Source organism: Streptomyces sp. NPDC001634 (assembly GCF_040298185.1).
GTDB lineage: Bacteria > Actinomycetota > Actinomycetes > Streptomycetales > Streptomycetaceae > Streptomyces.
This window is the reverse complement of record NZ_JBEOZU010000029.1, coordinates 57,314-77,823: the sequence shown is the minus strand read 5'-3', so window position 1 is coordinate 77,823 and position 20,510 is coordinate 57,314. Positions and strand designations below refer to the sequence as shown.

General features: G+C 69.0%; 23 protein-coding genes and 3 pseudogenes. 6 read left to right on the top strand and 20 right to left on the bottom strand.

Annotation, left to right across the window (positions count from 1 at the left end; translation table 11 throughout):
* Positions 1-313 precede the first annotated feature (313 nt).
* Positions 314-1,606 carry a PP2C family protein-serine/threonine phosphatase gene (locus ABT186_RS21105; protein ID WP_351223589.1) on the top strand — a complete coding sequence of 431 codons (1,293 nt, stop codon included), beginning with the start codon at positions 314-316 and terminating at the stop codon, positions 1,604-1,606.
* 35 nt (positions 1,607-1,641) lie between these two features.
* On the opposite strand, the gene ABT186_RS21100 is transcribed toward ABT186_RS21105, so the two are convergent.
* The 3 genes from ABT186_RS21100 to ABT186_RS21090 all read right to left on the bottom strand — a co-directional run bounded on the left by ABT186_RS21100 (position 1,642) and on the right by ABT186_RS21090 (position 3,291).
* Positions 1,642-1,977, bottom strand: coding sequence for a DUF2516 family protein (locus tag ABT186_RS21100; RefSeq protein ID WP_351223637.1), 336 nt, complete (start codon positions 1,975-1,977; stop codon positions 1,642-1,644).
* A gap of 97 nt (positions 1,978-2,074) precedes the next feature.
* Complete coding sequence (locus ABT186_RS21095; protein WP_351223591.1) at positions 2,075-2,722, bottom strand: hypothetical protein; 648 nt, start codon at positions 2,720-2,722, stop codon at positions 2,075-2,077.
* Positions 2,723-2,841: 119 nt separating this feature from the next.
* On the bottom strand, positions 2,842-3,291 hold the full coding sequence (locus ABT186_RS21090; RefSeq protein ID WP_351926227.1) for a helix-turn-helix domain-containing protein: 450 nt from the start codon (positions 3,289-3,291) through the stop codon (positions 2,842-2,844).
* 280 nt (positions 3,292-3,571) lie between these two features.
* On the opposite strand from ABT186_RS21090, the pseudogene ABT186_RS21085 reads away from it, so the two are divergent.
* Positions 3,572-3,892, top strand: a pseudogene (locus ABT186_RS21085) (hemerythrin domain-containing protein); the annotation flags it as partial.
* Here the strand turns inward: ABT186_RS21085 and ABT186_RS21080 are convergent.
* Both ABT186_RS21080 and ABT186_RS21075 read right to left on the bottom strand, forming a co-directional pair.
* Positions 3,847-5,967 (bottom strand): phosphotransferase, encoded by a 2,121-nt coding sequence (locus ABT186_RS21080; protein WP_351223639.1) that lies wholly within the window; start codon positions 5,965-5,967, stop codon positions 3,847-3,849. The pseudogene ABT186_RS21085 and the gene ABT186_RS21080 sit on opposite strands and share 46 nt — an antisense overlap.
* 232 nt (positions 5,968-6,199) lie before the next feature.
* Entirely contained in the window at positions 6,200-7,087 is an 888-nt protein-coding gene (locus tag ABT186_RS21075) for a winged helix-turn-helix domain-containing protein (RefSeq protein ID WP_351223595.1), read from the bottom strand.
* Positions 7,088-7,261: 174 nt separating this feature from the next.
* On the opposite strand from ABT186_RS21075, the gene ABT186_RS21070 reads away from it, so the two are divergent.
* Complete coding sequence (locus ABT186_RS21070; protein ID WP_351223597.1) at positions 7,262-7,444, top strand: hypothetical protein; 183 nt, start codon at positions 7,262-7,264, stop codon at positions 7,442-7,444.
* Here ABT186_RS21070 and ABT186_RS21065 read toward each other — a convergent pair.
* The 3 genes from ABT186_RS21065 to ABT186_RS21055 all read right to left on the bottom strand — a co-directional run bounded on the left by ABT186_RS21065 (position 7,410) and on the right by ABT186_RS21055 (position 10,223).
* A complete protein-coding gene (locus tag ABT186_RS21065) occupies positions 7,410-8,513 on the bottom strand; it encodes a phosphotransferase (protein ID WP_351223599.1) in 1,104 nt (367 codons plus the stop codon). The two genes, ABT186_RS21070 and ABT186_RS21065, sit on opposite strands and share 35 nt — an antisense overlap.
* An 88-nt stretch (positions 8,514-8,601) precedes the next feature.
* Positions 8,602-9,345, bottom strand: a complete 744-nt coding sequence (locus ABT186_RS21060) for an HAD family hydrolase (RefSeq protein WP_351223601.1) — start codon at positions 9,343-9,345, stop codon at positions 8,602-8,604.
* The gene (locus ABT186_RS21055; RefSeq protein ID WP_351926225.1) at positions 9,345-10,223 is read right to left on the bottom strand and encodes a GntR family transcriptional regulator; all 879 of its coding nucleotides are present in this window, start codon (positions 10,221-10,223) and stop codon (positions 9,345-9,347) included. The genes ABT186_RS21060 and ABT186_RS21055 overlap by 1 nt, the downstream gene beginning before the upstream one ends.
* Positions 10,224-10,451: 228 nt before the next feature.
* On the opposite strand from ABT186_RS21055, the gene ABT186_RS21050 reads away from it, so the two are divergent.
* Positions 10,452-10,640 carry a hypothetical protein gene (locus tag ABT186_RS21050; RefSeq protein WP_351223605.1) on the top strand — a complete coding sequence of 63 codons (189 nt, stop codon included), beginning with the start codon at positions 10,452-10,454 and terminating at the stop codon, positions 10,638-10,640.
* On the opposite strand, the gene ABT186_RS21045 is transcribed toward ABT186_RS21050, so the two are convergent.
* The 5 genes and pseudogenes from ABT186_RS21045 to ABT186_RS21025 form a co-directional block, all read right to left on the bottom strand.
* Complete coding sequence (locus tag ABT186_RS21045; RefSeq protein WP_351223607.1) at positions 10,625-11,419, bottom strand: HAD family hydrolase; 795 nt, start codon at positions 11,417-11,419, stop codon at positions 10,625-10,627. The genes ABT186_RS21050 and ABT186_RS21045 overlap by 16 nt on opposite strands.
* The gene (locus ABT186_RS21040; RefSeq protein WP_351926223.1) at positions 11,365-12,276 is read right to left on the bottom strand and encodes a winged helix-turn-helix domain-containing protein; all 912 of its coding nucleotides are present in this window, start codon (positions 12,274-12,276) and stop codon (positions 11,365-11,367) included. The genes ABT186_RS21045 and ABT186_RS21040 overlap by 55 nt, the downstream gene beginning before the upstream one ends.
* 291 nt (positions 12,277-12,567) lie before the next feature.
* Positions 12,568-13,166 (bottom strand): annotated as a pseudogene (locus ABT186_RS21035) (sterol carrier protein domain-containing protein); the annotation flags it as partial.
* 5 nt (positions 13,167-13,171) lie between these two features.
* A pseudogene (locus ABT186_RS21030) lies at positions 13,172-13,384 on the bottom strand (asparaginase); the annotation flags it as partial.
* 122 nt (positions 13,385-13,506) lie between these two features.
* Positions 13,507-14,139 (bottom strand): RsiG family protein, encoded by a 633-nt coding sequence (locus ABT186_RS21025; protein ID WP_351926221.1) that lies wholly within the window; start codon positions 14,137-14,139, stop codon positions 13,507-13,509.
* Between the two features lie 199 nt (positions 14,140-14,338).
* Between ABT186_RS21025 and dtd the strand changes: the two genes are divergently transcribed.
* Entirely contained in the window at positions 14,339-14,764 is a 426-nt protein-coding gene (gene dtd / locus ABT186_RS21020; protein ID WP_351223641.1) for a D-aminoacyl-tRNA deacylase, read from the top strand.
* Between the two features lie 16 nt (positions 14,765-14,780).
* Here the strand turns inward: dtd and ygfZ are convergent, their stop codons facing one another.
* From ygfZ to ABT186_RS20990, 6 genes are all read right to left on the bottom strand, one after another.
* Complete coding sequence (ygfZ, locus tag ABT186_RS21015; RefSeq protein WP_351223613.1) at positions 14,781-15,758, bottom strand: CAF17-like 4Fe-4S cluster assembly/insertion protein YgfZ; 978 nt, start codon at positions 15,756-15,758, stop codon at positions 14,781-14,783.
* 10 nt (positions 15,759-15,768) lie between these two features.
* On the bottom strand, positions 15,769-16,206 hold the full coding sequence (locus ABT186_RS21010) for a Fur family transcriptional regulator (RefSeq protein WP_351223615.1): 438 nt from the start codon (positions 16,204-16,206) through the stop codon (positions 15,769-15,771).
* Positions 16,207-16,222: 16 nt separating this feature from the next.
* On the bottom strand, positions 16,223-16,798 hold the full coding sequence (locus ABT186_RS21005) for a heme-binding beta-barrel domain-containing protein (protein ID WP_351223617.1): 576 nt from the start codon (positions 16,796-16,798) through the stop codon (positions 16,223-16,225).
* Positions 16,799-17,030: 232 nt separating this feature from the next.
* Positions 17,031-17,945: a hypothetical protein gene (locus tag ABT186_RS21000; protein ID WP_502973269.1), complete on the bottom strand. Its 915-nt coding sequence runs from the start codon at positions 17,943-17,945 to the stop codon at positions 17,031-17,033.
* A complete protein-coding gene (locus ABT186_RS20995; protein ID WP_351223619.1) occupies positions 17,942-18,769 on the bottom strand; it encodes a hypothetical protein in 828 nt (275 codons plus the stop codon). Before ABT186_RS20995 ends, ABT186_RS21000 begins: the two co-directional genes overlap by 4 nt.
* Entirely contained in the window at positions 18,766-19,503 is a 738-nt protein-coding gene (locus ABT186_RS20990) for a hypothetical protein (RefSeq protein ID WP_351926219.1), read from the bottom strand. Before ABT186_RS20990 ends, ABT186_RS20995 begins: the two co-directional genes overlap by 4 nt.
* A 151-nt stretch (positions 19,504-19,654) precedes the next feature.
* Here ABT186_RS20990 and ABT186_RS20985 point away from each other — a divergent pair, with 151 nt between their 5' ends.
* Positions 19,655-20,017, top strand: coding sequence for a DsrE family protein (locus ABT186_RS20985; RefSeq protein ID WP_351223623.1), 363 nt, complete (start codon positions 19,655-19,657; stop codon positions 20,015-20,017).
* Between the two features lie 47 nt (positions 20,018-20,064).
* Here ABT186_RS20985 and ABT186_RS20980 read toward each other — a convergent pair whose 3' ends face one another.
* Entirely contained in the window at positions 20,065-20,229 is a 165-nt protein-coding gene (locus tag ABT186_RS20980) for a hypothetical protein (protein WP_351237676.1), read from the bottom strand.
* Positions 20,230-20,510 lie beyond the last annotated feature (281 nt).

The window sequence follows — 20,510 nt, the reverse complement described above, 5'->3', positions numbered from 1 at the left end:
GGTCGAGTGATACGCCCCACGTGACTCGCCCGCGTGAACACACCCGCGTGACACACCGCACGTGACGCGGCCCATGTGACGGGTGACACAACACTCGCCGTCAAACCTCCGCCCGACGTGACTTTCGTCATTCCCGGCCGGGTCACACCGTGTCCAACTGCGGGAGGGGATGCGGCATATGACTGCGGCGGGTTGCCCAACGCCACGCGGTCAGGCATTCCGTTGCGGCCTCGGCTACCGCTATGGTCCCCGTCGGTGGGTCGAGGTCCCTCGCCCCACCGTGCCCTCGGGGGGAGGGAAGGAACCCAAGACGATGCCCGTACCCGTACCGCGGCAGAGAGCGATCCCGGCCGTGGGGAGTGGTCAGGCTCAGGCCGCGCCCCCGCCCGGGAGCCAGGCCGCTCTGGGGGCGGCCCGTACCAAAGCCACGACCGACACGCTCACCCTGCTGGTGATCGAGGACGACCCGGCCGGTTCGCCGATCGTGCCCGAGATGCTCGACTCGGCGGGCCGGCCCATCCGGCTGCGCACCGCCCGCAACCTCACCGAGGCCGAGCGGCTGCTCACCGACGACGTCCAGTGCATCCTGCTCGACCTCGCACTGCCCGCCCCCGGCCGGGCCGCCGAGGAGGACGACGAGCTGGCCGTGCTGCGGCACGTGCTGCAGCTCGCGCCCCGCCATGCCGTCCTCGCGCTCACCGCGTCCGGCGACGCCGAGCGCGGCGCCGAGGCGGTGCGCGTCGGTGCCCAGGACTATCTGTTCCGCGACGAGCTGGACGGACGGCTGCTGAGCCGCGCCATCCGGTACGCGGTCGAGCGGAAGCGGTCGGACACGGCCGAGCGGCGGCTGACCGAGTCCAGGCTGCGGGCGCAGGAGAACGCCCGTCTGGAGCGCGGCCTGCTGCCGACCCCGCTGCTGGAGGGCTCCTCGCTGCGCTTTGCCGCCCGCTACCGTCCCGGCCGCTCGCGCGCGCTGCTCGGCGGTGACTTCTACGACACGGTTCGTACGCCGGACGGCACGGTGCACGCGATGATCGGCGACGTCTGCGGGCACGGCCCGGACGAGGCGGCGCTCGGCGTGGAGCTGCGCATCGCCTGGCGCGCGCTGACGCTGGCGGGACTGAGCGGCGACCAGCTGCTCTCCACGCTCCAGCAGGTACTGGAACACGAGCGGGCCAGCGACGAGACCTTCGCGACGCTGTGCACGGTGGACATTGCGCCGGACGGCCGCCGCGCCGGACTGTGCCTGGCCGGCCACCCGTCCCCGCTGATCGCCCGCCCGGACAGGCCGGCCGAACTGCTGCCGTACGACAACAACGGCCCGGCGCTCGGTCTGCTGCCGCACGCCCGCTGGCCGCGTATGCAGGTCGAGCTGGGCCGCGCCTGGAGCCTGATGCTCTACACCGACGGTCTGATCGAGGGCCGGGTCGGTGCAGGCCGGGAGCGCCTGGGGCAGGACGGCCTGGTGGAGCTGGTCCGCCGCCGGCTGGCCGAGAGCCTGCGGGGCGAGGCGCTGCTGCGCGCCACGGTCAACGAGGTCCGCGACCTCAACGGCGGGGAGCTGACCGACGACGTGGCGGTCGTGCTGCTCGACCGGGAGCCGTGACCGGCCCGACCCCCGCCGCCCCCGCGGGCCGTGGCCTACCGGCCGCCGTTGTACGGACCGTACGGACCGTCGCTGCTGCTTCCGCCACGACGGCCGCCGCCCGAGACCTGCTTCAGCGCGGGCCGTACGTCCACGATGTAGACGATGCTCGCGATGACGCCGATGACGGGCAGGAACGAGAAGATCGAGAAGAGGTAGCTCACCGCCAGCGCGATCGCCAGGATCACCAGCCAGAACACCTTGTTCTGCTTGTCCGCGGCGCGGAACGCGTCCTCGCGCCGGAACGCCGCATCGAAGAGCCCGAACGCGGCAAGGGCCATCAGGACGATCTTCAACAGTCCCAAGAACCCTGCGAAGCCCAGCATCAGCATGTTGTCCACCGCCCGTTCCCACTGACTCCTACGCGGCCACCGTACCCGTAGAACGGGCCGGACACCCCAAGGGTGCCCGGCCCGTTCCCGGTACCTCTTACCTGGCCGGCGGCGTGGTCTTCTTCGCCGTCGTCTTGCGGGCCACGGGGGCCTTCTTCACGGGGACCTTCTTGTCCTCGAGGGGCTCGGCCTTGACCTCGGCCGGCTTCGGCTCGTCCTTGACGACGACGGGCTCCGCCTTCGGTTCGACCGCGACGGCCAGCTCCGTGATCTCCTCGGCGGCCTCGCCGCGCCAGGTCTTTACGGCCTGCTCGCCGTGCTCGGCGACCTTCTCGTAGGTCTCACGGGCCTTGACCGCGTACTCGGCGGCGACGCCGACGCCACGCAGGGCGAGGTCCTGGGCGGTCTCGCCGAGCTTCTTCAGGTCGGCGTCGAGGCTGGTGCCGAACTTCTTGATGTCCGAGTCGAGGGTGCTGAAGAACTCGCCGACCTTCGTCTGGATGTTCTCCTGCGTCTCCTTGGCGCGGGCGCCGGCCTCCTTGACGCGGGCCGCGGCCCTCTCCTGGACGGCCTTCGGGTCGGTGTTGCGCACGGCCTCGATACGGGCCGGGGCCTCGGCGCGGAACTGCTCGACCAGGCCGGGCACCTTCTTGGCCTGCTGGAGGGCCAGGTCGGCGGTGCCGGCGGCGAAGTAGAGCGGGGTCGGGTCGCTGAGGGTCTTGCGCAGGTCGTCGGTGATGGCCATGGAAATGGTCCTCCCGGTTCGGCTTTCGGCTGAGGGTTTTGGGTGGTCCGCGGGGCGCTTTGCCGTCGTCCCGATCGTCCCGGTCGTGTCGGTGGTCTGGGTTGTCTCGGTCGTCTCGGTCAACTGGCGCTCTGCTGCGGACCGGCATCGCTGCCGTCGGCCGTGCGGGGGCCGGGGGCTGCGGTGTCCTGGGCGTCGTCCGTGTCCGCCCGGGCGATCTCGAAGCCGTTCTCCTTGCGGAAGGACTCGTAGATCTGGAGCAGCACCTGCTTCTGCCGCTCGGTGAGCGTGGGGTCGGCGAGGATGACGGCGCGCGTCTCCACCTCGTCCCGGTCCCGCTCGGCGTCGAGGATGCCGGCCCGCACGTACAGCGTCTCGGCGGAGATCCGCAGCGCCTTGGCGACCTGCTGCAGCACCTCCGCGCTCGGCTTGCGCAGCCCGCGCTCGATCTGGCTCAGATACGGATTGGACACCCCGGCGGCGTCGGCGAGCTGCCGGAGCGACAGCTGCGCATTGCGCCGCTGTTCGCGCAGGTACTCACCGAGATTGCCGACGTTGAGCGATGCCATGCCCCCACCTTGCCGCAACGGCGCTAACAATTGCAAGCACCTGCTTGCAAAAGTGCGCCACGCCACGCGCGGGTGTCGCACCATCGGCGTACATCCCACACCCGTCGCGCCCGGGACGGTGTGAGGCGCCGCCGGGCGGACGGGTGACACACCAAACCGTTGGCACGGCCTCGCGTACCCCGCCGGCGTTCCGCTCATGACTGCCGGGTCGGCCATGGGCCGCGAGCGAGTCGGGTGCCCGGCCTCCGAGTGAGGCGGGGGCGGGCCAGGGGTCCGCCGTTTCTTCCAGGGCCTCGGCAACCACCACACCGGCGAGGACATCGCCCTGTTCCCGTTCCTCGCCGACCGTCACCCGGAACTGGCACCGGCCCTGAACCGGCTGCGCGGCGAACACGAGCGGAGTGCCGTCCTCCTCGACGAACTGCGCCGGACCGTGTCGCGGGAGGACGCCGACCCCGCTCTCGTCCTCCCCGAAGTGGAACGTCTCACCGGAGAGCTGGAGGCCCATCTGCCGTACGAGGAGGAGCAGTTGGTCCCGCTGCGAGATCCCGTCCCTCACATACTGTCGTGGTCGCCGTGCGGCAGCGCCCTGGCCAGGTAGGGGTTGGCCGTGGACCGGATCGGCAGGCCGAGTGAGGCCGTGGCGGCCTCCAGGGTCATCGCGTACGAGTCCACCGCCCTGCGCACGTTGGGGGCGTCGAGGCTGGCACCCGTGACCAGGCGGTCGAGGTCCACATACGCGGACCGGACGATCTCGATCCAGCGATACACGAGCCAGTCCTGCCTCCAGTCCTTGGTGTACTCACCGGGCAGGCCGTTCTCCCAGCGGCGGAACATCCGGTCACGGATCTCCTGCCGGGTCGGAGTGAGGTGCATATGACGGACCAGGTCGTACAGGGGGTCGCCGACCATCGCCATCTCCCAGTCGATGATCGTGAGCGCGAAGGAGTCGTCACGGCGGACCAGGTTCCAGGGGTTCAGATCGGCGTGCAGCAAGGCCGGCCGGCGTTGAGTGACCTGGTGCCGGGAAAGGATCTCCCGCAGGCGCTGCGCATCGGGCAGGCCGAGAACCCTGGCCAGCTGCTGGGACTCCTTGGGCAACCCCTCCACCAGCAGAACCAGCTGCTCACTGAGCCAGCGGTAGAAACCGGCGTTCGCGGCCCACTCCCCGGCCGTCGGATCCAGTGGGGCATAGTCGACCCGCGTCAGGGCACAGAGCTGGTCCACCAGCCCGTCCGCCTCGTGCGGCAGCAGACCGTTCACGGGGTGGTTCGGCGGCTGGTCGCCTTCGGGACTGCCGACATACGTGTGGATGGCGAACGGGTCGTTGGTGTGACTCTCGCCCAGGGCCAGCACCCTCGGCGCCATCACGCCGGCATCGGACAGCTCGATGGCTCCGAGAACGGCGTGTTCGCTCAGGTAGCCGCGTTCGCGTCGACAGGCCGATGCCACCTTGCGTCGTACCACGACCGGAAAGTCGATGCCCGGCACACGCACCACCGAGTTGAGGTGGGCGGTTCCTTTGAACACGCGGTTGGCGGGTGCGGAGCCCTCAGCGATCAAGGCATCGAGAACGGACGAACGCGGAAAGCGAGGGTGCTCCGAAAACCGCTCGTCGGCCTTCCACGGCAGGGCGGTGACCGTGCGACGTACACCTGCCACGCGGTCACGCCGTGCCGCCTGCCACCGGATGAGAACCCGCTGGATCTCGGCCTCGTCCGGCACGTGGGCCAGCCTGAGCGGTTCGGCCGCGGCCTGCAGGGCACGGCTCACCGTGGCGGTCGCCGCGTCCAGACTCTTCTGGTCCAGCGAGCCCTCCAGGGACTTCGCCGCACGCATCACGTCCGGATAGATGGACTGAGCGCGCTCGAACGCGACGTAGTGCCGAAGGTCCCTGGCCAGGCCATTCGCTGCCATCGGCCGGGTCTCCCGGATGGCCCGCGCCCAGGAATCGATCACCTCGCCCCACTGGAACTCCGGGTACTGCATCCGGACGAGATGCGTGGCGAGGTCGTGGAGGGGGTCGCCGTACGTCGCGAGCTCCCAGTCCACACAGATCAGTGGCGGCTCACCGCGGTAGGACACGATCACGTTGTCCCGGTGCAGATCCGCATGGAGCAGACTGAACGGACGCCGGGCCATGAGAGGCACCCGTTCGGCCAGCCGGATCAGGGCGTCCTCGGGGATCCCCAATGCGGCGAACAGTCCCCCGAAGGCAGTCCAATTGGGCTGACGGATCTGACGGTCCGCGAGGAAGGCGAGTGTCCGCAGGAAACCCTGGCTGTCCTTGTCATTGAGCGGCCAGCCCTCGGGCAACCGCGGCAGGGCCTCTCTGCGTACCTGTGCCATCTGCGCGAGAAGCCTCGCCAGCGCGCCGATCAGGAGCCCGTCGAGGGGCTTGCCGTTCGGGCAGACCGTGGAGAGCGGAACACCATCCACATAGCTGTGGATGGACGAGCCCCGGCCCCGGGCGAGGCACACGGGTACATGAGGCAGCTCCCCCTTGATGGCATCGAGGATCTCTGCCTCGTCCTCCCAGGTCCTGATCACGACCGGCAGGGCCTCGGGCCTGCGGATCCGTACGGTCACATTCGTGCCCGGCTCGCGCTGCACCCTACGCGCCATCGCCTCGGTCAGGGGCAGCACATAGTTGCGGTTGTGATGACCGCCGGTCATCAGCCCGACCTGCTTCGCCTGCCCGACGAACTCGTCGTAGGCGTCATCGGCAGCCCATCGTTCCCAGAAGACCCGTCGGGGAACCGGAGGTGCGCCCACGGGCCACTCCTGTAACTGAGGTTGCGGCAACACTAGCGGCAGCCGGGACCTCACACCCTCATGAGTGGTCTCAATGAGGTAAAGCCAGCCCGGGGCGCATTCCCCCACGGCGCGCCGCTTTGACCCTGTCCGGTCACGCCGAGAGCAGGTCCCACACGGAGTTGAACCATGACTGCATGCTGTCGACGAAGGTGGAGCCGGGCGAGTTCGGGTCGTCGTCCCTGATGTGGTGCGTGAGGGTGGCACCGAGTCCGATCACATCGAGGGACTCGATCTCCTCGCCGCTGTCCAGAACGATGGGACGCTCATCCACCACGTACGGGCCGAACAGCGCTTCGGCCTCGTTGAACAGGTACACCTTGAACGCCGCAGGCACTCTCACGTGGTGGACCTGCAGGTCGAACGACTCGACCAGTTTGGATGCCTGGAGGTTGCCCAGCACGCGCCGCAGCGACGACGTGTGCTCCCGGGCGATCTCCAGATGACGCTCCCTCACAGCGGCGTCATCTCCGGGGTTCTTGGCCCGGGGATAAGGAAGTTCGATGTCCTCCGACGGCAGCAGAAGCCGCACGGACACACGCGGAGGCGTGAACTGCGACTCGGCCCTCCGATCACGGACCCACTTGTCGTACAGCATCCGCAGATGCATGTCGAGCGACTCCGAGGTCAGCGTGAAGACATCCAGCGCGACATCCTGCAAATTGAACGCCTGCTCGATGAATGACCCCACCGTCACCGCACCACCCGACTTCATGCTCCGGGGCGTCGAGGACTGAATGCGCTGAGTCATGATCACTCTCGACCCGCTGCCGCGCCGTGATTCGATCCAGCCCTCGCTGGTGAGCTCCCTGATCACCCGTTGCACGGTGTCGCGGGACACTCCGAACTCCTCGGCCAGGGCCCGCTGAGGGGGCAGCATGCCGTTCAGCGGATACGTCTCGTCGGCTATCCGAGCACGCAGGGCTCCCGCGACACGGTCGAACTCCTTGCCGCCACCGTCACCGACCCGCTCTCCATCCACACGCCGACCGTACCTCCTCCCTCCGGCAGCCAAACCAGTTTCGGTCAACCAAGCAGTCCAACACCCTGCCGGTTAAGGGATCAAGCAGTCAGGGGACAACCAAGACAAGGCAACCAGTCCAATTGGACGGGTAGTTGCCAGTTTCGCTGAAGTGGACAAGGGTGGGTGGGGCACATGGTCGTCTTTCAACTGGTGGGGGCCGCTGTCCAATTCGGGGTGGCGGAGATGGTGCAGTCACGGATCGGACTGTGGGGCGTGCTGCTCATGACGGTGGCCGCGGTGGGCATACGGGCCCGCAACACGGCCATGACCTGCTGGGCGGTCACCCTTTTCGTCGTTCTGATGACCCAGGCCTGACCGGCTGTTGCCAGGGCGCGAGTGCCGCCGCGATGCGTCCCAGGCTCGGCACGGACTCCAGACCCAGCGGCTGCGCGGCGGCGGCCAGCACCTGGCGCACCTTCACGGCCTTCTGCGCCAGGACGCGCTCGCCGGGCTCCGGCCAGGAACGGAGGAACTGGGTCGCACGGATGATGTCGGTGAACACGGACTGGGCCCTTTTGAAGTCGAGCAGCCTCGGGAGATCCTCCTGCCAGCCGTGCGAGCTGCCGGGCCTTTCCTCCTCCATCACCTCGCACCATCGCCTCGCCATCACGCGCTGCTGCACCATCGGATAGCGCGTCAGATGGAGATGGGTCGCCAAGTCGTAGAGGGGGTCGCCGACCATGGCCAGTTCCCAGTCGATGGTCCACAGCCGGTGCTCGGCGTCGACGATGAAGTTCTCCCTGTGCAGATCGGCGTGCAACAGACAGAAAGGCCGTTCGCTCAGGCCGGCGACGTGCTTCCTGAGCCATTTGAAGGAGTCCTCGTCCAGTCCCAGAGAGGCGAACAGGCCCGGAAACGCCAACAGGTTTTTGCGGTAGACGCGCTCCTCGACAAAACAGATGAGGCGTTCCAGAAACGCCCCGGTGTCGCCTTCGGCGGGCCGGTCCTCGGGCCGGCACTCTCGCTCCACCACGAGGGATCCCGGGGTCACACGGGCCATGTGCCGGAACAGATCGAGAATCTGGGTGGCGATACCGTCGGGGATCTCTTGGCCGGACACATAGAGCGAACCCAGCGTCCGCCCTTCGATGAACCTCTGCAGGCGCACACCGTCGGCCACGTCGATGATGTCCGGGATGCCCCGAATGCGGTCACGCAACGCCAGGATCAGTGTTTCCTCCGAGGCGAAGCACCGGCGGTCGAACCAGAGCAGGTTCTCGCGCGGCTCACGGAACTTCCCACGCACACGAGGCCCTGCCAGCTTGTCCGGCAGCGGGATCACATAGGTCTCGTGGTGATATCCCTGAAGCGGACCCTCGACGGCGTCACGGTCCGCGCTGATCTCACTGGCCCGCTGCCGGGCAGCCGAAGACTCGGGTGACATTGGCCCCTGATTCCTTGTCGCTCCCCGCCGAGGGGTAGAGGCAGGCACGCTATACCCCCGCGGGTGCGGGAGGGGCCCGTGAACGACGTTATGAGCGGCTCTGATCACGCAGTATCCGCAGTACCGGCTCCAGCGAGCTCACCACGTGTTCGGATCCGGCTTCCCTCAGCAGCTTCTCCTGGCTGCTGTTGCGCGCGTAGCCCAGAAAAGGCACGCCGGCCTGTTGAGCGGCATCGAGGTCGGAGGGGGTGTCGCCGATCATCAAGGCGGAGGAGGGAGCGGCGCCCATGGCGCTCAGCGCGCGGTTCAGGCAGTGCGGATGCGGTTTGAGGTGGTGCAGGTCCCGGGTTCGGCCGTAGACGTTGGGGGCGAAGCAGCGGCTTGTTCTGCGACCGGCGAGGTAGCTCGTGGCCGTCCGCGCCGAGTTGTTGGTGGCGATGGCCAGCTTGGCTCCGATCGCGGCCCAGGTCCGTATGAGCGGATCCGCGTAGGCGGTGGGCCAGGCGGTGGCCACCGCCTTGAGCTCCTGCTGGGTGAGCCGTTCCTCCAGCTCGGCCACCAGATCACTGCGCGGGCGCCGGCGGTTCACCGCGTACAGAACGACCATCGGGTCCGGGTGGACGCGCTCCTCCTCGGTCAGCAGTCCTTGCAGCCCCTGCCCCTCCAGCCACTCGACCAGATCTCTCGCCACGTCCTCCGCCGAGTGTCTCGCGAACAGGCGGCAGATCGGCCCGTCGAAGTCGAAGAGCACGAAGCGGACACGTGTGATCAGTTCCCGGAGGTTTTCGGTCTCTTCTGCCGCTTGGTCGGTCCGTGTCGTATCAGAAGTCACTAGGAGAGTGTCAGGTCCGTCGTGATGGTTTCCCAGAGGGCGTTGAACCACTTCTGGGATTGCTCCACGAACGCCGCGTCGCGCCGGCCCGCCCGGCTCTCGAAGGAGAAGAGGAGCGACTCCGTGCCCAGGGCGTCGTACATCTCGAGGGTCTGGCTCTCCACCTCCTCCTCCCGCTTGGTGAGCATGTAGTACGCGATCAGGGCCTCCGTCCCGTTGAGGAGGTACAGCTTCACGGGCGGGGTGAAGGGCAGCGCGCGGAACGTCACACGGACGTCGATGCCGTGCGACGAACGCAGGGCCTGGAGGTTGTGGCGCAGGACATGGCCCTGGGCGTTCCGCTGGTCCAGCCAGCGCTTGTGGACCGGGTCGTCCTCGCCTCGGCCGCTGACCGGCACGGGGAACGCCAGATTGATGTCACGGGACGGCAGCAGGATGCGGACGTCGATCGACTCAGGGCGAATCCTGCCCTCGTGGATCAGTCGCACAGGTGCGCCCAGCGCCAGCATCAGGGTCTCGGCGGTCAGGCAGGCCGCGTCGATGCGGACGTGCGGTGCCGCGAACGCCTCCGCGAGCCGCGGCGCCAGCCCGACCATCGTCGGCTGCGGCTCGTCCCGGACCTGCTGCGGTTCGGCGACCCTGGGCGGACTTCCCTTGCTGACGTGAGTCAGCAGCCCGTCGTCCTGCAGTATGCGGAGCGCCTGGCGGATCGCCCCCCGCTCCACGCCGAACTCCATGGCCAGTTCGGCCTGGGTGGGCAGGCGGTCGCCGGCCTTCAGGTCGCCGCTGCGGATGCGGTCCCGAAGTGTGTCGGCGATCTCCGGAGGCGAAAGTCTTCTGCTGCCGTTCACTGCCACGTTCTCCTGGGTCACGACCAAACGCTACAACCTCTGCCCATCTAAGGGGAGTTGTTTGAGACTTGTTTATCACTAGGGGCCAACTGGGGATAACTCTATTGAAGTTGGCTGCCAACTTTTCGGAGTTGGCGGAGGGTTTGCTTCCTCTCACGCATCATCCGCAGGTAGTCACCCCATGCAGACGGCTGATTCCCCCCTGCCCCGCCACCCGGAACGTGAAGGTCCACCCCTTCGAAAAGAGGTGCCGCCGTGCCCGCCATAGCCCTTCTCTCCGCAGTCTTCGTCGTCGGCTTCGAGCAGTTCGTCCAGTGGAGGTACGGCACGATGGGCATCATCGGCCTGCTGCTGCTCACCGTCGGCATCAAGGCCAAGAACCCCACCTGCAGCTCCATCGGGGCGGTCGTCCTCGCGGTGATGGTCGCTCAGCCTGCGCTGTGACCCCGCAGCACCCGCAGCACCGGCTCCAGCGACGTCACGATCGTCTCCGCGCCCGCGTCGCGCAGGAGCTTGTCCTTTCGCTCATTGCGCGCGTAGCCGAGGAACGGCACGCCGGCCTGTGCTGCGGCCGCCAGGTCCGAGGGGGCGTCGCCGATCATCACGGCGGCGTCCGGGGCCGCCCCCATGGCTCGCAGGGCCCGGTTCAGGTGATACGGGTCCGGCTTCATCCGGTGGAGTTCGGGCGTGCGGCCGTAGATGTGCGGCGCGAAGCACTCCGCGAGTCCGCGGCCCGCGAGGTACGCGGCGGCCGCCCGCGCCGAGTTGTTGGTGGTGATCGCCAGCCGTGCGCCGAGCGCCCTCCAGGTGCGTACCAGTGGATCGGCGTGCCCAGTGGGTTGTGCGGAGGCCACGGCCCTCAGCTCCTGCTGGGTGAGCCGTTCCTCCAGCTCGGCGACCAGATCACTGCCCGGGTGCCGCTTGTGGACCGCCAGCAGGACGGCCTGCGGGTCCGGGTGGTCGCGCTCCTCCTCGGTCAACAGTCCTTGCAGCCCCTGCCTCTCCAGCCACTCGACCAGATCCCTTGCCACGCCCTCCGCAAAGTGGCCCGCGAACAGCCGGCAGATCGGCCCGTCGAAGTCGAAGAGCACGAACCGTGTGCCGGTGACCAGCCCGCGCAGCTGCTCAGTCTCTGCTGTCACCGGCTCAGTCTGCGTCGTATCAGGGGTCACTGGGAGAGTGTCAGCTCCGTGGTGATGGTTTCCCAGAGGGCGTTGAACCACAGGTGCGACTGTTCCACGAAGGTCGTGTCCCGCAGTCCCGCCCCCTGGGCGAAGGGGAACAGCATGGACCGCGTGCCCTCCGCGTCGTACATCTCCAGGTACTCGTGGTCGATCTCCTCGCCGCGGCGCGTGAGCGTGTAGTAGGCGAACAGCGCCTCCGTGCCGTTGAGCAGGTACAGCTTCACGGGCGGGGTGAAGGGCAGCGCGCGGAAGGAGACGTGCACGTCGATGCCGTGCGTACTGCGCAGCGCCAGCAGGTTGTGCCTCAGGACCTGGCCCTGCGCGTTGCGCTGCGCCAGCCAGCGCCGGCGCAGCCGGTCGTCGTCGTCCGCCCCCTCCACGGGTGTGGGGAACGCCAGCTCGATCCGGCCGCTCGGCAGCAGGACTCGTACGTCGACCCTGGCCGGTTTTATGCGCCCCGCGTGAATCTCGCGCAACGGCTCGTACATGGCGAGCGTCAGCGACACCGATGTCAGGCACAGGGCGTCTATCTCCACGTGCGGAGCCGCGAACGCGGCGGATATCCGTGGGGCGAGCGCCACCATCGTGGGCTGCGGCTGGTCCTCGGGCCCGGCCGGCGCCCCGCCCGTGAGCTGGGCGACCGTCGCAGGGCTCCCCTTGGAGACATTGGTGAGCAGGTGCTCCGACTGCAGGATGCGCAGCGCCTGGCGTACGGCTCCGCGCTCCACGCCGAACTCGTCCGCCAGCATGGCCTGCGTGGGCATGCGCTGGCCCGGCCGCAGCACTCCGGACCTGATCCGGCTGCGCAGCTCGTCGGCCACGTCGTGGTGGGACCTCTGTGGCCGTTGTGACCTCTTCCGCCCATTGACGGCGGCATGTTCCGGCTCCACGGCCAAACACTACAACTTTACGCCATCTTTGGGCAGTTCATAGGAAGGTGGTTATGAGACGACTCCAAGTGGAGATAAGTAAGGTGAAGTTGGTCGCCAACTTCGGGAAGTTCGAGCAAGCTTGACCGCTCTTGAAAAACATGGTCAAACGTTCGAGAGACGTTGGCCGATCGGACTCCCTTCCGGAGGGGAGCCGGGAGCCCGGTCGGTCCGCACCATGCCGCATCACCACAACCACAACTGAATCGCTACGGATGAACACAGCACAGCAGCCACCACCCGCACGGAAGGAGCGGTTCAGAAGCTGTCCGGGCACCATGGCCGCCTGGGCGTACGCAGCAGGGCGTCGGCGACGGAGGCGGCGCCCTTTTGCTGTTCCCGCACACGCCCGAGCGCCGCGAGCCGCACGGCGGACTCGTCGCCCAGCCACAGGGTCGCCAGATCGCCCACGGCGAGGGTCAGATGGGGGTCCCGGTCGGTCGGCGTGCACTCCGCGCCATCCGGGCCGGCCTCCAACAGGTAGCGGCCGCCGGTCAGTCCCGCGTCGTCCACGACTTCCAGAGGTAGTGCCACAGGGCCCGCTCCGCGGCCGGACTCGTGGTGATCAGTCCCTTGACGGTCGCCGTGTTCAGCGGACGCTTGCCGTCGCCCCAGTGGTCGTCGCACACATAGGCGGCGAGGCCCTCGGCCTCGCTCGTGGCGGAGCGGTACACGGCGTAGAAGGGTTCCGTCCAGGAGACGCGGTCCAGGCGCACGGCACCCGTGCTGATCTGCCACCAGCGGTCGTCGCGGTCAATGGCGCCGGCCTGGCTGCGGCGGAACTGTTCGTGCAGCCGGGGGCCGAGCGTGCGGACGTCGGAGTCGTCCACCAGGTCGATACGGCCACCGTCGTCCGGGGCGGGCCGGCCGCCTGCATCGGCTTGTTGGACGACCGCGGGAAGACCGGCGCCGTCACGTCCCCGAGCGCGAACTCCACGGATCCGTCCGCGGCCGGCGGCACCAGGCTTCCCCGGTGCCGCCCCTCGACGAACCCGGAACGCACCACCTCGGCGAGCACCGGGGGCACGGCAGGCGCAGACGTGGTGGACGTGGTGGACTGGGCAGGGATGGACATGGGCGGCGGCCTTCGGGGTGGGAAGGGACCCGCCCCGGCCGCCGGAGTCCCGGAGCCACCGTGTACGCACGAGGAGCCCCGGGTTCGCCGGGGCCCTCCGCGTATCAGGGGCCCTCCGTGTATCACAGGAGCAGGTCGTCTACTTGTGCTTCTCCTTCACGGTATCTGCGCGCGATCTCGGCACTGCAATCGTCCGCCGTGCGCTGCAGCTGCTGCCGCCGCCGGGAGACCTGCTGCTCGTACCGCACGAGCCTGCCCATGCCCGCGCCCAACTCGTCGTCCGTACGCGCCTCCAGGTCCGACAGCTCGACCTCGGCGAGCACCTCGGCCGCCAGCCGCCGGTACTCCTCGCCGTGCGGTGTGCCGAGCGTCACATGCCGGGCCGAGGAGCGCTGCCGGGCGGGTGCGTCCCTGAGGATCTCCGGGAGCCGCTCCATCACCCCCGCGGGCGCCGCTCCTGCCCCGCGCCGCGCCAGCTCCGCCCGCAGGATGTCGATACGGCCCTGGATCAGCCGCCGTACATAACTGAGGTCGGCCTCGTCCTGATGGGCGTCCCGGCGCAGCGCGCGCAGCTCGGGCAGCCGCAGTGCGGAAAGATCGTGCGCCTGGGGGTCCCCCCTGCTCGAAGAGCTTGGGGGAAGGTCCACAGGCGGGGGGCTGTCCGTGCGCTGCACGGGCGGCCGGTGCTCCACCCCGCCTTCCGTACGGGCGGGCGCCACAGCCCCGGGCGACTGCCCGGTACTCGGTGTGCTCATGTACTTCTTACCGTCCCCTCGACCGGCGCGGCACCCCCACGGGTGCGCCGCAACAGACGCATCGTGCCACCCCAAGTGGCCGCTATGTGACTGACTGCTCCCGATCCGCCCCAGATGGGGGGCTAAGGGCCAATAAGAATCCCCTCTTAAGAGAACACCGGAGAAGGATGCGAGGAGGCGGCACGGCATCATGGTCCCCATGCGTGCGGTGGTGCAGAGGGTGGACGGCGCGAGTGTCGTCGTGGACGGCGAGACGGTCGGCGAGATCAGCGGCGAGGGGCTGTGCGTGCTCGTCGGGGTCACCCATGACGACACCAAGGAGAAGGCGGCCCAACTGGCCCGCAAGCTCTGGTCGATCCGCATGCTGCACGACGAGAGGTCCTGCTCCGACATCGACGCGCCGCTGCTGGTCATCAGCCAGTTCACGCTCTACGGCGACGCCCGCAAGGGCCGCCGCCCCACCTGGAACGCGGCCGCGCCGGGGGATGTCGCCGAGCCCCTCGTCGACGAGGTGGTCGCCCAGCTCCGTTCGCTGGGTGCGACGGTGGCGACGGGCCGGTTCGGTGCGCAGATGCGCGTGTCACTGACGAACGACGGCCCGTTCACGGTGCTGCTGGAGATCTGAGCGGCCCCCGGGGCCCCTACGGTTCGACGATCACTTCCTGCGCCGCAGCCGTCGAATCCGCGATCAGGGGGGCGTCGACCGGGACGTTCCGCTTGACCAGGGCGAGGGCGACCGGGCCCAGTTCGTGGTGGCGTACCGACGTCGTCACGAAGCCGATCCTGCGGCCCTCCGGCCCTTCCCCACTCTCGGCTCCCGCGAGGCGCAGCTCCGTGCCGTGGGGCGGGAGGTGGACATCGCTGCCGTCGAGGTGCAGAAAGACCAGGCGGCGCGGCGGCTTGCCGAGGTTCTGGACGCGGGCGACCGTCTCCTGGCCGCGGTAGCAGCCCTTCTGGAGGTGTACGGCCGTGCCGATCCAGCCCAGTTCGTGCGGGATGGTGCGGTGGTCGGTCTCGAAGCCGAGACGCGGGCGGTGGTTCTCGACGCGCAGCGCCTCGTAGGCGAGGAGTCCGGCCGCGGGGCCGTTCTTCTCCGCGTACGACTCCAGGTCCGTACGCGGGAGGAAGAGATCACGGCCGTACGGTGTCTCGCGGACCAGGACACCCTCGGGGGCCTCGGCGATCGAACCGGCCGGCAGGTGGACCACCGCGAAATCGCCCGTCCGGTCTGCGACTTCGACGCGGTAGAAGAACTTCATCGACTCCAGGTACGCGAGCAGCGCCTCCTGGGTGCCGGGCTCCACATGGGCCCAGACCGTCTCGCCGTCGTCGACCAGGTACAGCGCGTGCTCGATGTGGCCGTGCGCGGAGAGGATGAGCGCCTCGGTGGCCTGGTGCGGGGGCAGGTCGCTGACGTGCTGGGTGAGCAGCAGATGCAGCCAGCTCAGCCGGTCCTCTCCGGTGACCGTGATGACGCCGCGGTGCGAGAGGTCCACGAATCCGATGCCGTCGGCAAGGGCGCGCTGCTCGCGGAACAGGTCGCCGTAGTGGGCGGCTACGCCTTCGTCCACGCCCTCGGCCGGGACGGCGCCGGGCAGGGACAGCAGGGGGCTCTTCATGGCTCCAAGCCTACGACTTGGTGGTTGAACTCTTGAGCGAACAGTCCTTGCAACGGCCGAAGATCGCGAAGTGCTTCATATCCGTGTCGAACCCGAAGGTCTCGCGCAGCTTGGCGGTGAACTCGGCGGCCACGTCGAGGTCGGCCTCGATGACGTTCGTGCAGTCGCGGCAGACCAGGTGGATGTGGTGGTGCCGGTCCGCGAGGTGATACGTCGGGGCGCCGTGCCCCAGGTGGGCGTGCGAGACGAGTCCAAGCTCCTCGAGCAGCTCCAGCGTGCGGTACACGGTGGAAATGTTGACCCCCGACGCCGTCTTCCTCACTTCCACGAGGATGTCGTCGGGGGTCGCATGCTCCAGGGTGTCCACGGCTTCGAGCACAAGTTGCCGCTGCGGGGTCAGCCGGTAGCCGCGCTGCCGCAGATCGCTCTTCCAGTCGGTGCTCACCACACTGGAAAGTCTAGAACTACTTGAAGAAGGCGATCCCGTCGTCCGGCAGGTCGTCGGGGAGCGCCTTGGCCCAGCGCTCGACGTCCTCCGGGGTGACGACCTTCTTCAGATGGGCCGACATGTAGGGGCGCAGCTCGACCTCGGGCGTCTGCTTCTCGCCGACCCACATGAGGTCGCTGTTGACGTAGCCGTACAGTCGCTTGCCGCCGGTGTACGGGCCTGAGGCCGCCGTCCGGGCGACGGCGTCCGTGGCGATGTCGATCTGCGGCTTCTTGTCGGCCAGCTCGCCGTACCAGACCTCGACGACCCCGTCGTTGCGGACCATGGTGACCTCGACCTGGCGGTTCGCGTCGATGCGCCAGTAGCCGGACTCGGACTCCAGCGGCCTGACCTTGTTCCCCTCGCCGTCCAGCACCCAGGTGTGGGAGTGGTACTCCAGGAAGTCCCGGCCGTCGTGGGTGAAGGTGACCTCCTGCCCGAAGTTGCACTTCTCGGAGCCGGGGAAGTCGTGCACACCCGCGCCCGCCCAGTTGCCGAGCAGGAAGGCGAGCGGGACGAGGCCCTTGTGGAGGTCGGACGGGATCTCGATCATGAGCTGCTTTTCGTCGTGGATGTCGAGTACGTGGGCGGTGCAGGGGTCAGCGCTGGCCCTGGTACAGCTTCTTCACGGTCAGTCCGGCGAAGGCGAGGACGCCGACGCAGACCAGGACCAGCAGGGTTTCGAAGAAGATCTCCACGGGGTGCTCCTTGGTGAGCGAGGGTGGGTACACAAGAGCCGGGTCCCACTTTAGTCGGGCGGGACCCGGCCCTCGCGCGGAGGTCGGCTAGCCGAGCAGCTGGCTCTGCAGGACGACCGTCTGCTGGAAGGGCACGGCCTTGGCGCCGCCCCTCCTGGACTGCACGACCAAGGCGAGGGTGTCGCCCGCGGTCAGGTACGCCTCACGGACCTGCTCGTCGCCGTACGGTTTGGCCTCCGCGTACACCTCGTGGTTGACGTTCGTGACGTCGGCGGCGTCCGGGTAGTCCTCGTCCCGGGCCGTCTGCGGGGCACCGCGGACGGCGAACCGGGGCGCCTCGTAGTCGGCCAGTTTGAGTTCGTCCGCTGCCACCGCCGTGTCGAACTGCAGCAGGTAGATCCGGGTGTGCGTGCCGTCCTGGGTGGTCCAGCCGCGGGCGGCGATGTGCCGCAGTCCGTTGTCGGTCAGGAGCTGCCCGAGCTCGTCGCGGTCGCCCTTGTCGAACTCCGTGAGGAAGGCCGTCGTCGGCAGCCAGCCGTCCGCACCGCGCAGCGCCGCGTCGGTCTTGGCGCCCTTGGGGGCGGGCAGGAGCAGGGCCCGCAGGTCCGCGTAGTGCGCTTTGGCCTTGTTCTCCTCGGCGAAGGGCCCCGGGCTGCCGGACGGCAGCGGCGGCCGGGTCAGCTGCGGGTACTCCCAACGGCCGTCGGAGGCGGTGGCGAGCCCGGGGAGGTCGGTGCGCTCCATCCGGGTGATCCCGTACGCGGTCCCGCCCCCGGCCACCGCGAACACGGCGACGGCGGCGGTCCAGCGCAGCAGGGCGCGGAGGGGGCGGCGGTCCTTCTTCACCGGGGGTGGCGCGGGGGCCGGAGGGGGGACGAGCGGCGGTGTTCCGGGCGCCGGCGGCACCAGCATGTCCTGGTGCCCGGTCCGCTCCGGTTGTTCGGTCCCTTGCGGCTGGTCGGTCCGCTCCGTCTGGTCGGTCCGCTCCGTCTGGTCGGTCATACCGCCTCCCCCGGGTCCGTGACACGGTCGAGCTGGGTGCGGAGCAGCAGCGCGGCGCCCTTGGTGTCCATCGGCCTGACCCCGTACGCCGTCGCCGTGACGAGCACGTCGCCCTCGTACGCGGAGCAGAACATCATGTCGAGCTTCTCGCCCGCCTCCTGCGGTGGCAGGAAGCAGTGCGCGTTCTTGTGGCCCTGGATCGCCGGGCCCTTGCGGAAGACGTTCAGGGCGTTCAGGAACTCGCTCTGGAACGTCGAGATGTCCCGTACGGCCGCGCGGCTCTCCAACTGCGTCAGGACGATGTCCATGGTGAACGCCTTGTCCGCATAGGCCGTCGAGTTGCCCGCCTCGGACGTGCTGAGGTAGCTGCGCAGCGCCATGCCCTTGGTGTGCTGCTTTTCGATCTGCTTCGACAGCCGCAGCCGCTGGGAGCGCGGCAGATCGCGCAGCGACTCCTTGCGCAGGGCGGTGGCCTCGGGACCGCTCAGCGCGGCGTCGGCGCCGTACTGGGCGATGTCGGGACCGCGGACGAATCCGTCGGTACCGAAGGGCACGAGCATGCCGGCGAGCCCGGACGCCTTCTTCACCCCGGCGTCCTTCTTCGCCGCCGGGAACTTCCAGACGGGCGCGCCCGCATCCCGGTCGGCACCGTTGACGGTCACGACGGTGTACCCGACCCCGGCGATCAGCGCGGCGGCCACCAGGGTGGCGCCGACGACGGCGGCGAGGCGGCCGCGGCGCACGGGCCCGCGGGCGGCCGGGAGCCCGTCGGGCAGGACGACGGTCGCGGTGGCGGGCTCGACGGGGCCGATGTTCTGGCTCACAGCTGCCCCACCTGCCGCTTCGCCAGGTCCATGATCTTCTGCTCGGGGACCGGCTTCGTGTCGTAGATCCAGATCTCCATGGCGATGTCACCGCGCCAGGCGTGCGCCTCCGCGGAGTACACCGACACTCCCGACTTGGTTTCGGGCCTCGTGTGGACGTACACCCGGCCGTCCGCCGTACCGGGGATGCCCCAGCTGCTGGTGCCGGCCTCGTTCTCCGCCCAGAAGTGACCGCTCTCGACGGAGTCGGCCGCGGCGAGCTGCTCCTCCTGGCGGTACTGCACGAGACGGATCTCGACGCTGAACGTGCTGCCCGTCCGCCACGCGGTGACGGCGGCCCGGCGGAACTCGACGCTGATCTCATGCTTGAACGCGTTGGCCGGCTGGGTGAAGCTCTCCGCGTACTCCGTGAGCGTCATCCAGCCGTCGTTGCCCGGTGCGTACAGGGGCTCCTGCGCATCGCTCGGCCGCTTCAGCAGGAGCTTGCGCAGGTCGCCATCGGTTCGGATCCGACGGTCCTGCGCCGCGGACAGCGGCTCGGGACCTTTGCCCTTGGCCTGGGCGAGTACGGGCTGTGACAGCGGCGGCAGCGCCGTGGATTTGCGGCCCGCCTGAACGACGTACCCGGTGCAGGTGCCGGCGACGACGCCGAGCACGGCGGCCGCGGCGATCAGCAGTGTCGTACGCCGCCCGCGGCGTACGACGGGCGCGTCGGACGGACCCGGATCAGACACCGATTCGGGAGCATCCGCGACTTCCGAGACTTCCAAGACGTCCCCCCATGAAACGCGAAGCGCGGATTCCGTATCCGCGCGCACAGGAGACCCATGGACAACGCAAGGAGTTGCACCAGAAGTTGATTACGATTCGGACTACCATTCGGGCATGGCGAAGAAGCTCGTGATCAAGGTGACGGCCGGGCAGGACGCCCCGGAGCGCTGTTCCCAGGCATTCACCGTGGCGTCCGTGGCCGTGGCCAGCGGAGTCGATGTCTCGCTCTGGCTGACCGGGGAGTCCTCGTGGTTCGCGCTGCCGGGACGGGCCGCCGAGTTCGAGCTCCCGCACGCGGCTCCGCTGCCCGATCTGGTCGAGTCGATCCTGGCAGCCGGGCGGATCACCCTGTGCACCCAGTGCGCGGCCCGTCGCGAGATCACGGAGAAGGACGTCATCGAGGGCGTACGCATCGCAGGCGCACAGGTGTTCGTCCAGGAGGCGCTGGCGGAGGACACACAGGCGCTCGTGTACTGAGAGGTGCCCCTCCCGGCGGGAGGGGCACCTCTCACCGGCGGCAGGCGTCAGGAGACCAGCGCGTCGGCCGCCGTGGGCTCCGAGACGGTGATCGAGGGGGCGTGGACGTAGGCCTTCACGGGGTTCCGGATCGTGTCACCGCCGTCGAGCCGCACCGCGAGGGTGGAGGTCCGGGATCCCGTGCCGGACGCGTCCTGCTGATCCAGTGACACACCCTCGTGGCTGGCCTGGCCCGGGGCCAGGATGGTGGGCCCGGCAGTACGGGACCCGCTTGCTCCCGGATGCGGAGACGGGGGCGGAGGTGTGCGCGGCGCCCGCCGCGGAGCCGCCCTTCGCCGTGCCGCCTGTCCTGGCCGGGGCGCCCGCTCGGGACGCGCCGGCGGCGGGCGGGCGACTGCCGGGGAACGACCCGTATCGACGACCACGGCAGGCCGTTCCGGACGGCGGGCATGCGCGGCGACAAGTGGCACTGGTACAACGCGGACGGCACGAA

Bases quoted from the DNA above. Each gene is read 5' to 3' on its own strand.
- dtd (WP_351223641.1), top strand. From the start codon at position 14,339: ATGCGTGCGGTGGTGCAGAGGGTGGACGGCGCGAGTGTCGTCGTGGAC.
- ABT186_RS21025 (WP_351926221.1), bottom strand. From the start codon at position 14,139: ATGAGCACACCGAGTACCGGGCAGTCGCCCGGGGCTGTGGCGCCCGCC.
- ABT186_RS21090 (WP_351926227.1), bottom strand. From the start codon at position 3,291: ATGGCATCGCTCAACGTCGGCAATCTCGGTGAGTACCTGCGCGAACAG.
- ABT186_RS21100 (WP_351223637.1), bottom strand. From the start codon at position 1,977: ATGCTGATGCTGGGCTTCGCAGGGTTCTTGGGACTGTTGAAGATCGTC.
- ABT186_RS21065 (WP_351223599.1), bottom strand. From the start codon at position 8,513: ATGTCACCCGAGTCTTCGGCTGCCCGGCAGCGGGCCAGTGAGATCAGC.
- ABT186_RS21000 (WP_502973269.1), bottom strand. From the start codon at position 17,945: ATGACCGACCAGACGGAGCGGACCGACCAGACGGAGCGGACCGACCAG.
- ABT186_RS21105 (WP_351223589.1), top strand. From the start codon at position 314: ATGCCCGTACCCGTACCGCGGCAGAGAGCGATCCCGGCCGTGGGGAGT.
- ygfZ (WP_351223613.1), bottom strand. From the start codon at position 15,758: ATGAAGAGCCCCCTGCTGTCCCTGCCCGGCGCCGTCCCGGCCGAGGGC.
- ABT186_RS21080 (WP_351223639.1), bottom strand. From the start codon at position 5,967: ATGACCGGCGGTCATCACAACCGCAACTATGTGCTGCCCCTGACCGAG.
- ABT186_RS21070 (WP_351223597.1), top strand. From the start codon at position 7,262: ATGGTCGTCTTTCAACTGGTGGGGGCCGCTGTCCAATTCGGGGTGGCG.
- ABT186_RS21005 (WP_351223617.1), bottom strand. From the start codon at position 16,798: ATGATCGAGATCCCGTCCGACCTCCACAAGGGCCTCGTCCCGCTCGCC.
- ABT186_RS21095 (WP_351223591.1), bottom strand. From the start codon at position 2,722: ATGGCCATCACCGACGACCTGCGCAAGACCCTCAGCGACCCGACCCCG.
- ABT186_RS20985 (WP_351223623.1), top strand. From the start codon at position 19,655: ATGGCGAAGAAGCTCGTGATCAAGGTGACGGCCGGGCAGGACGCCCCG.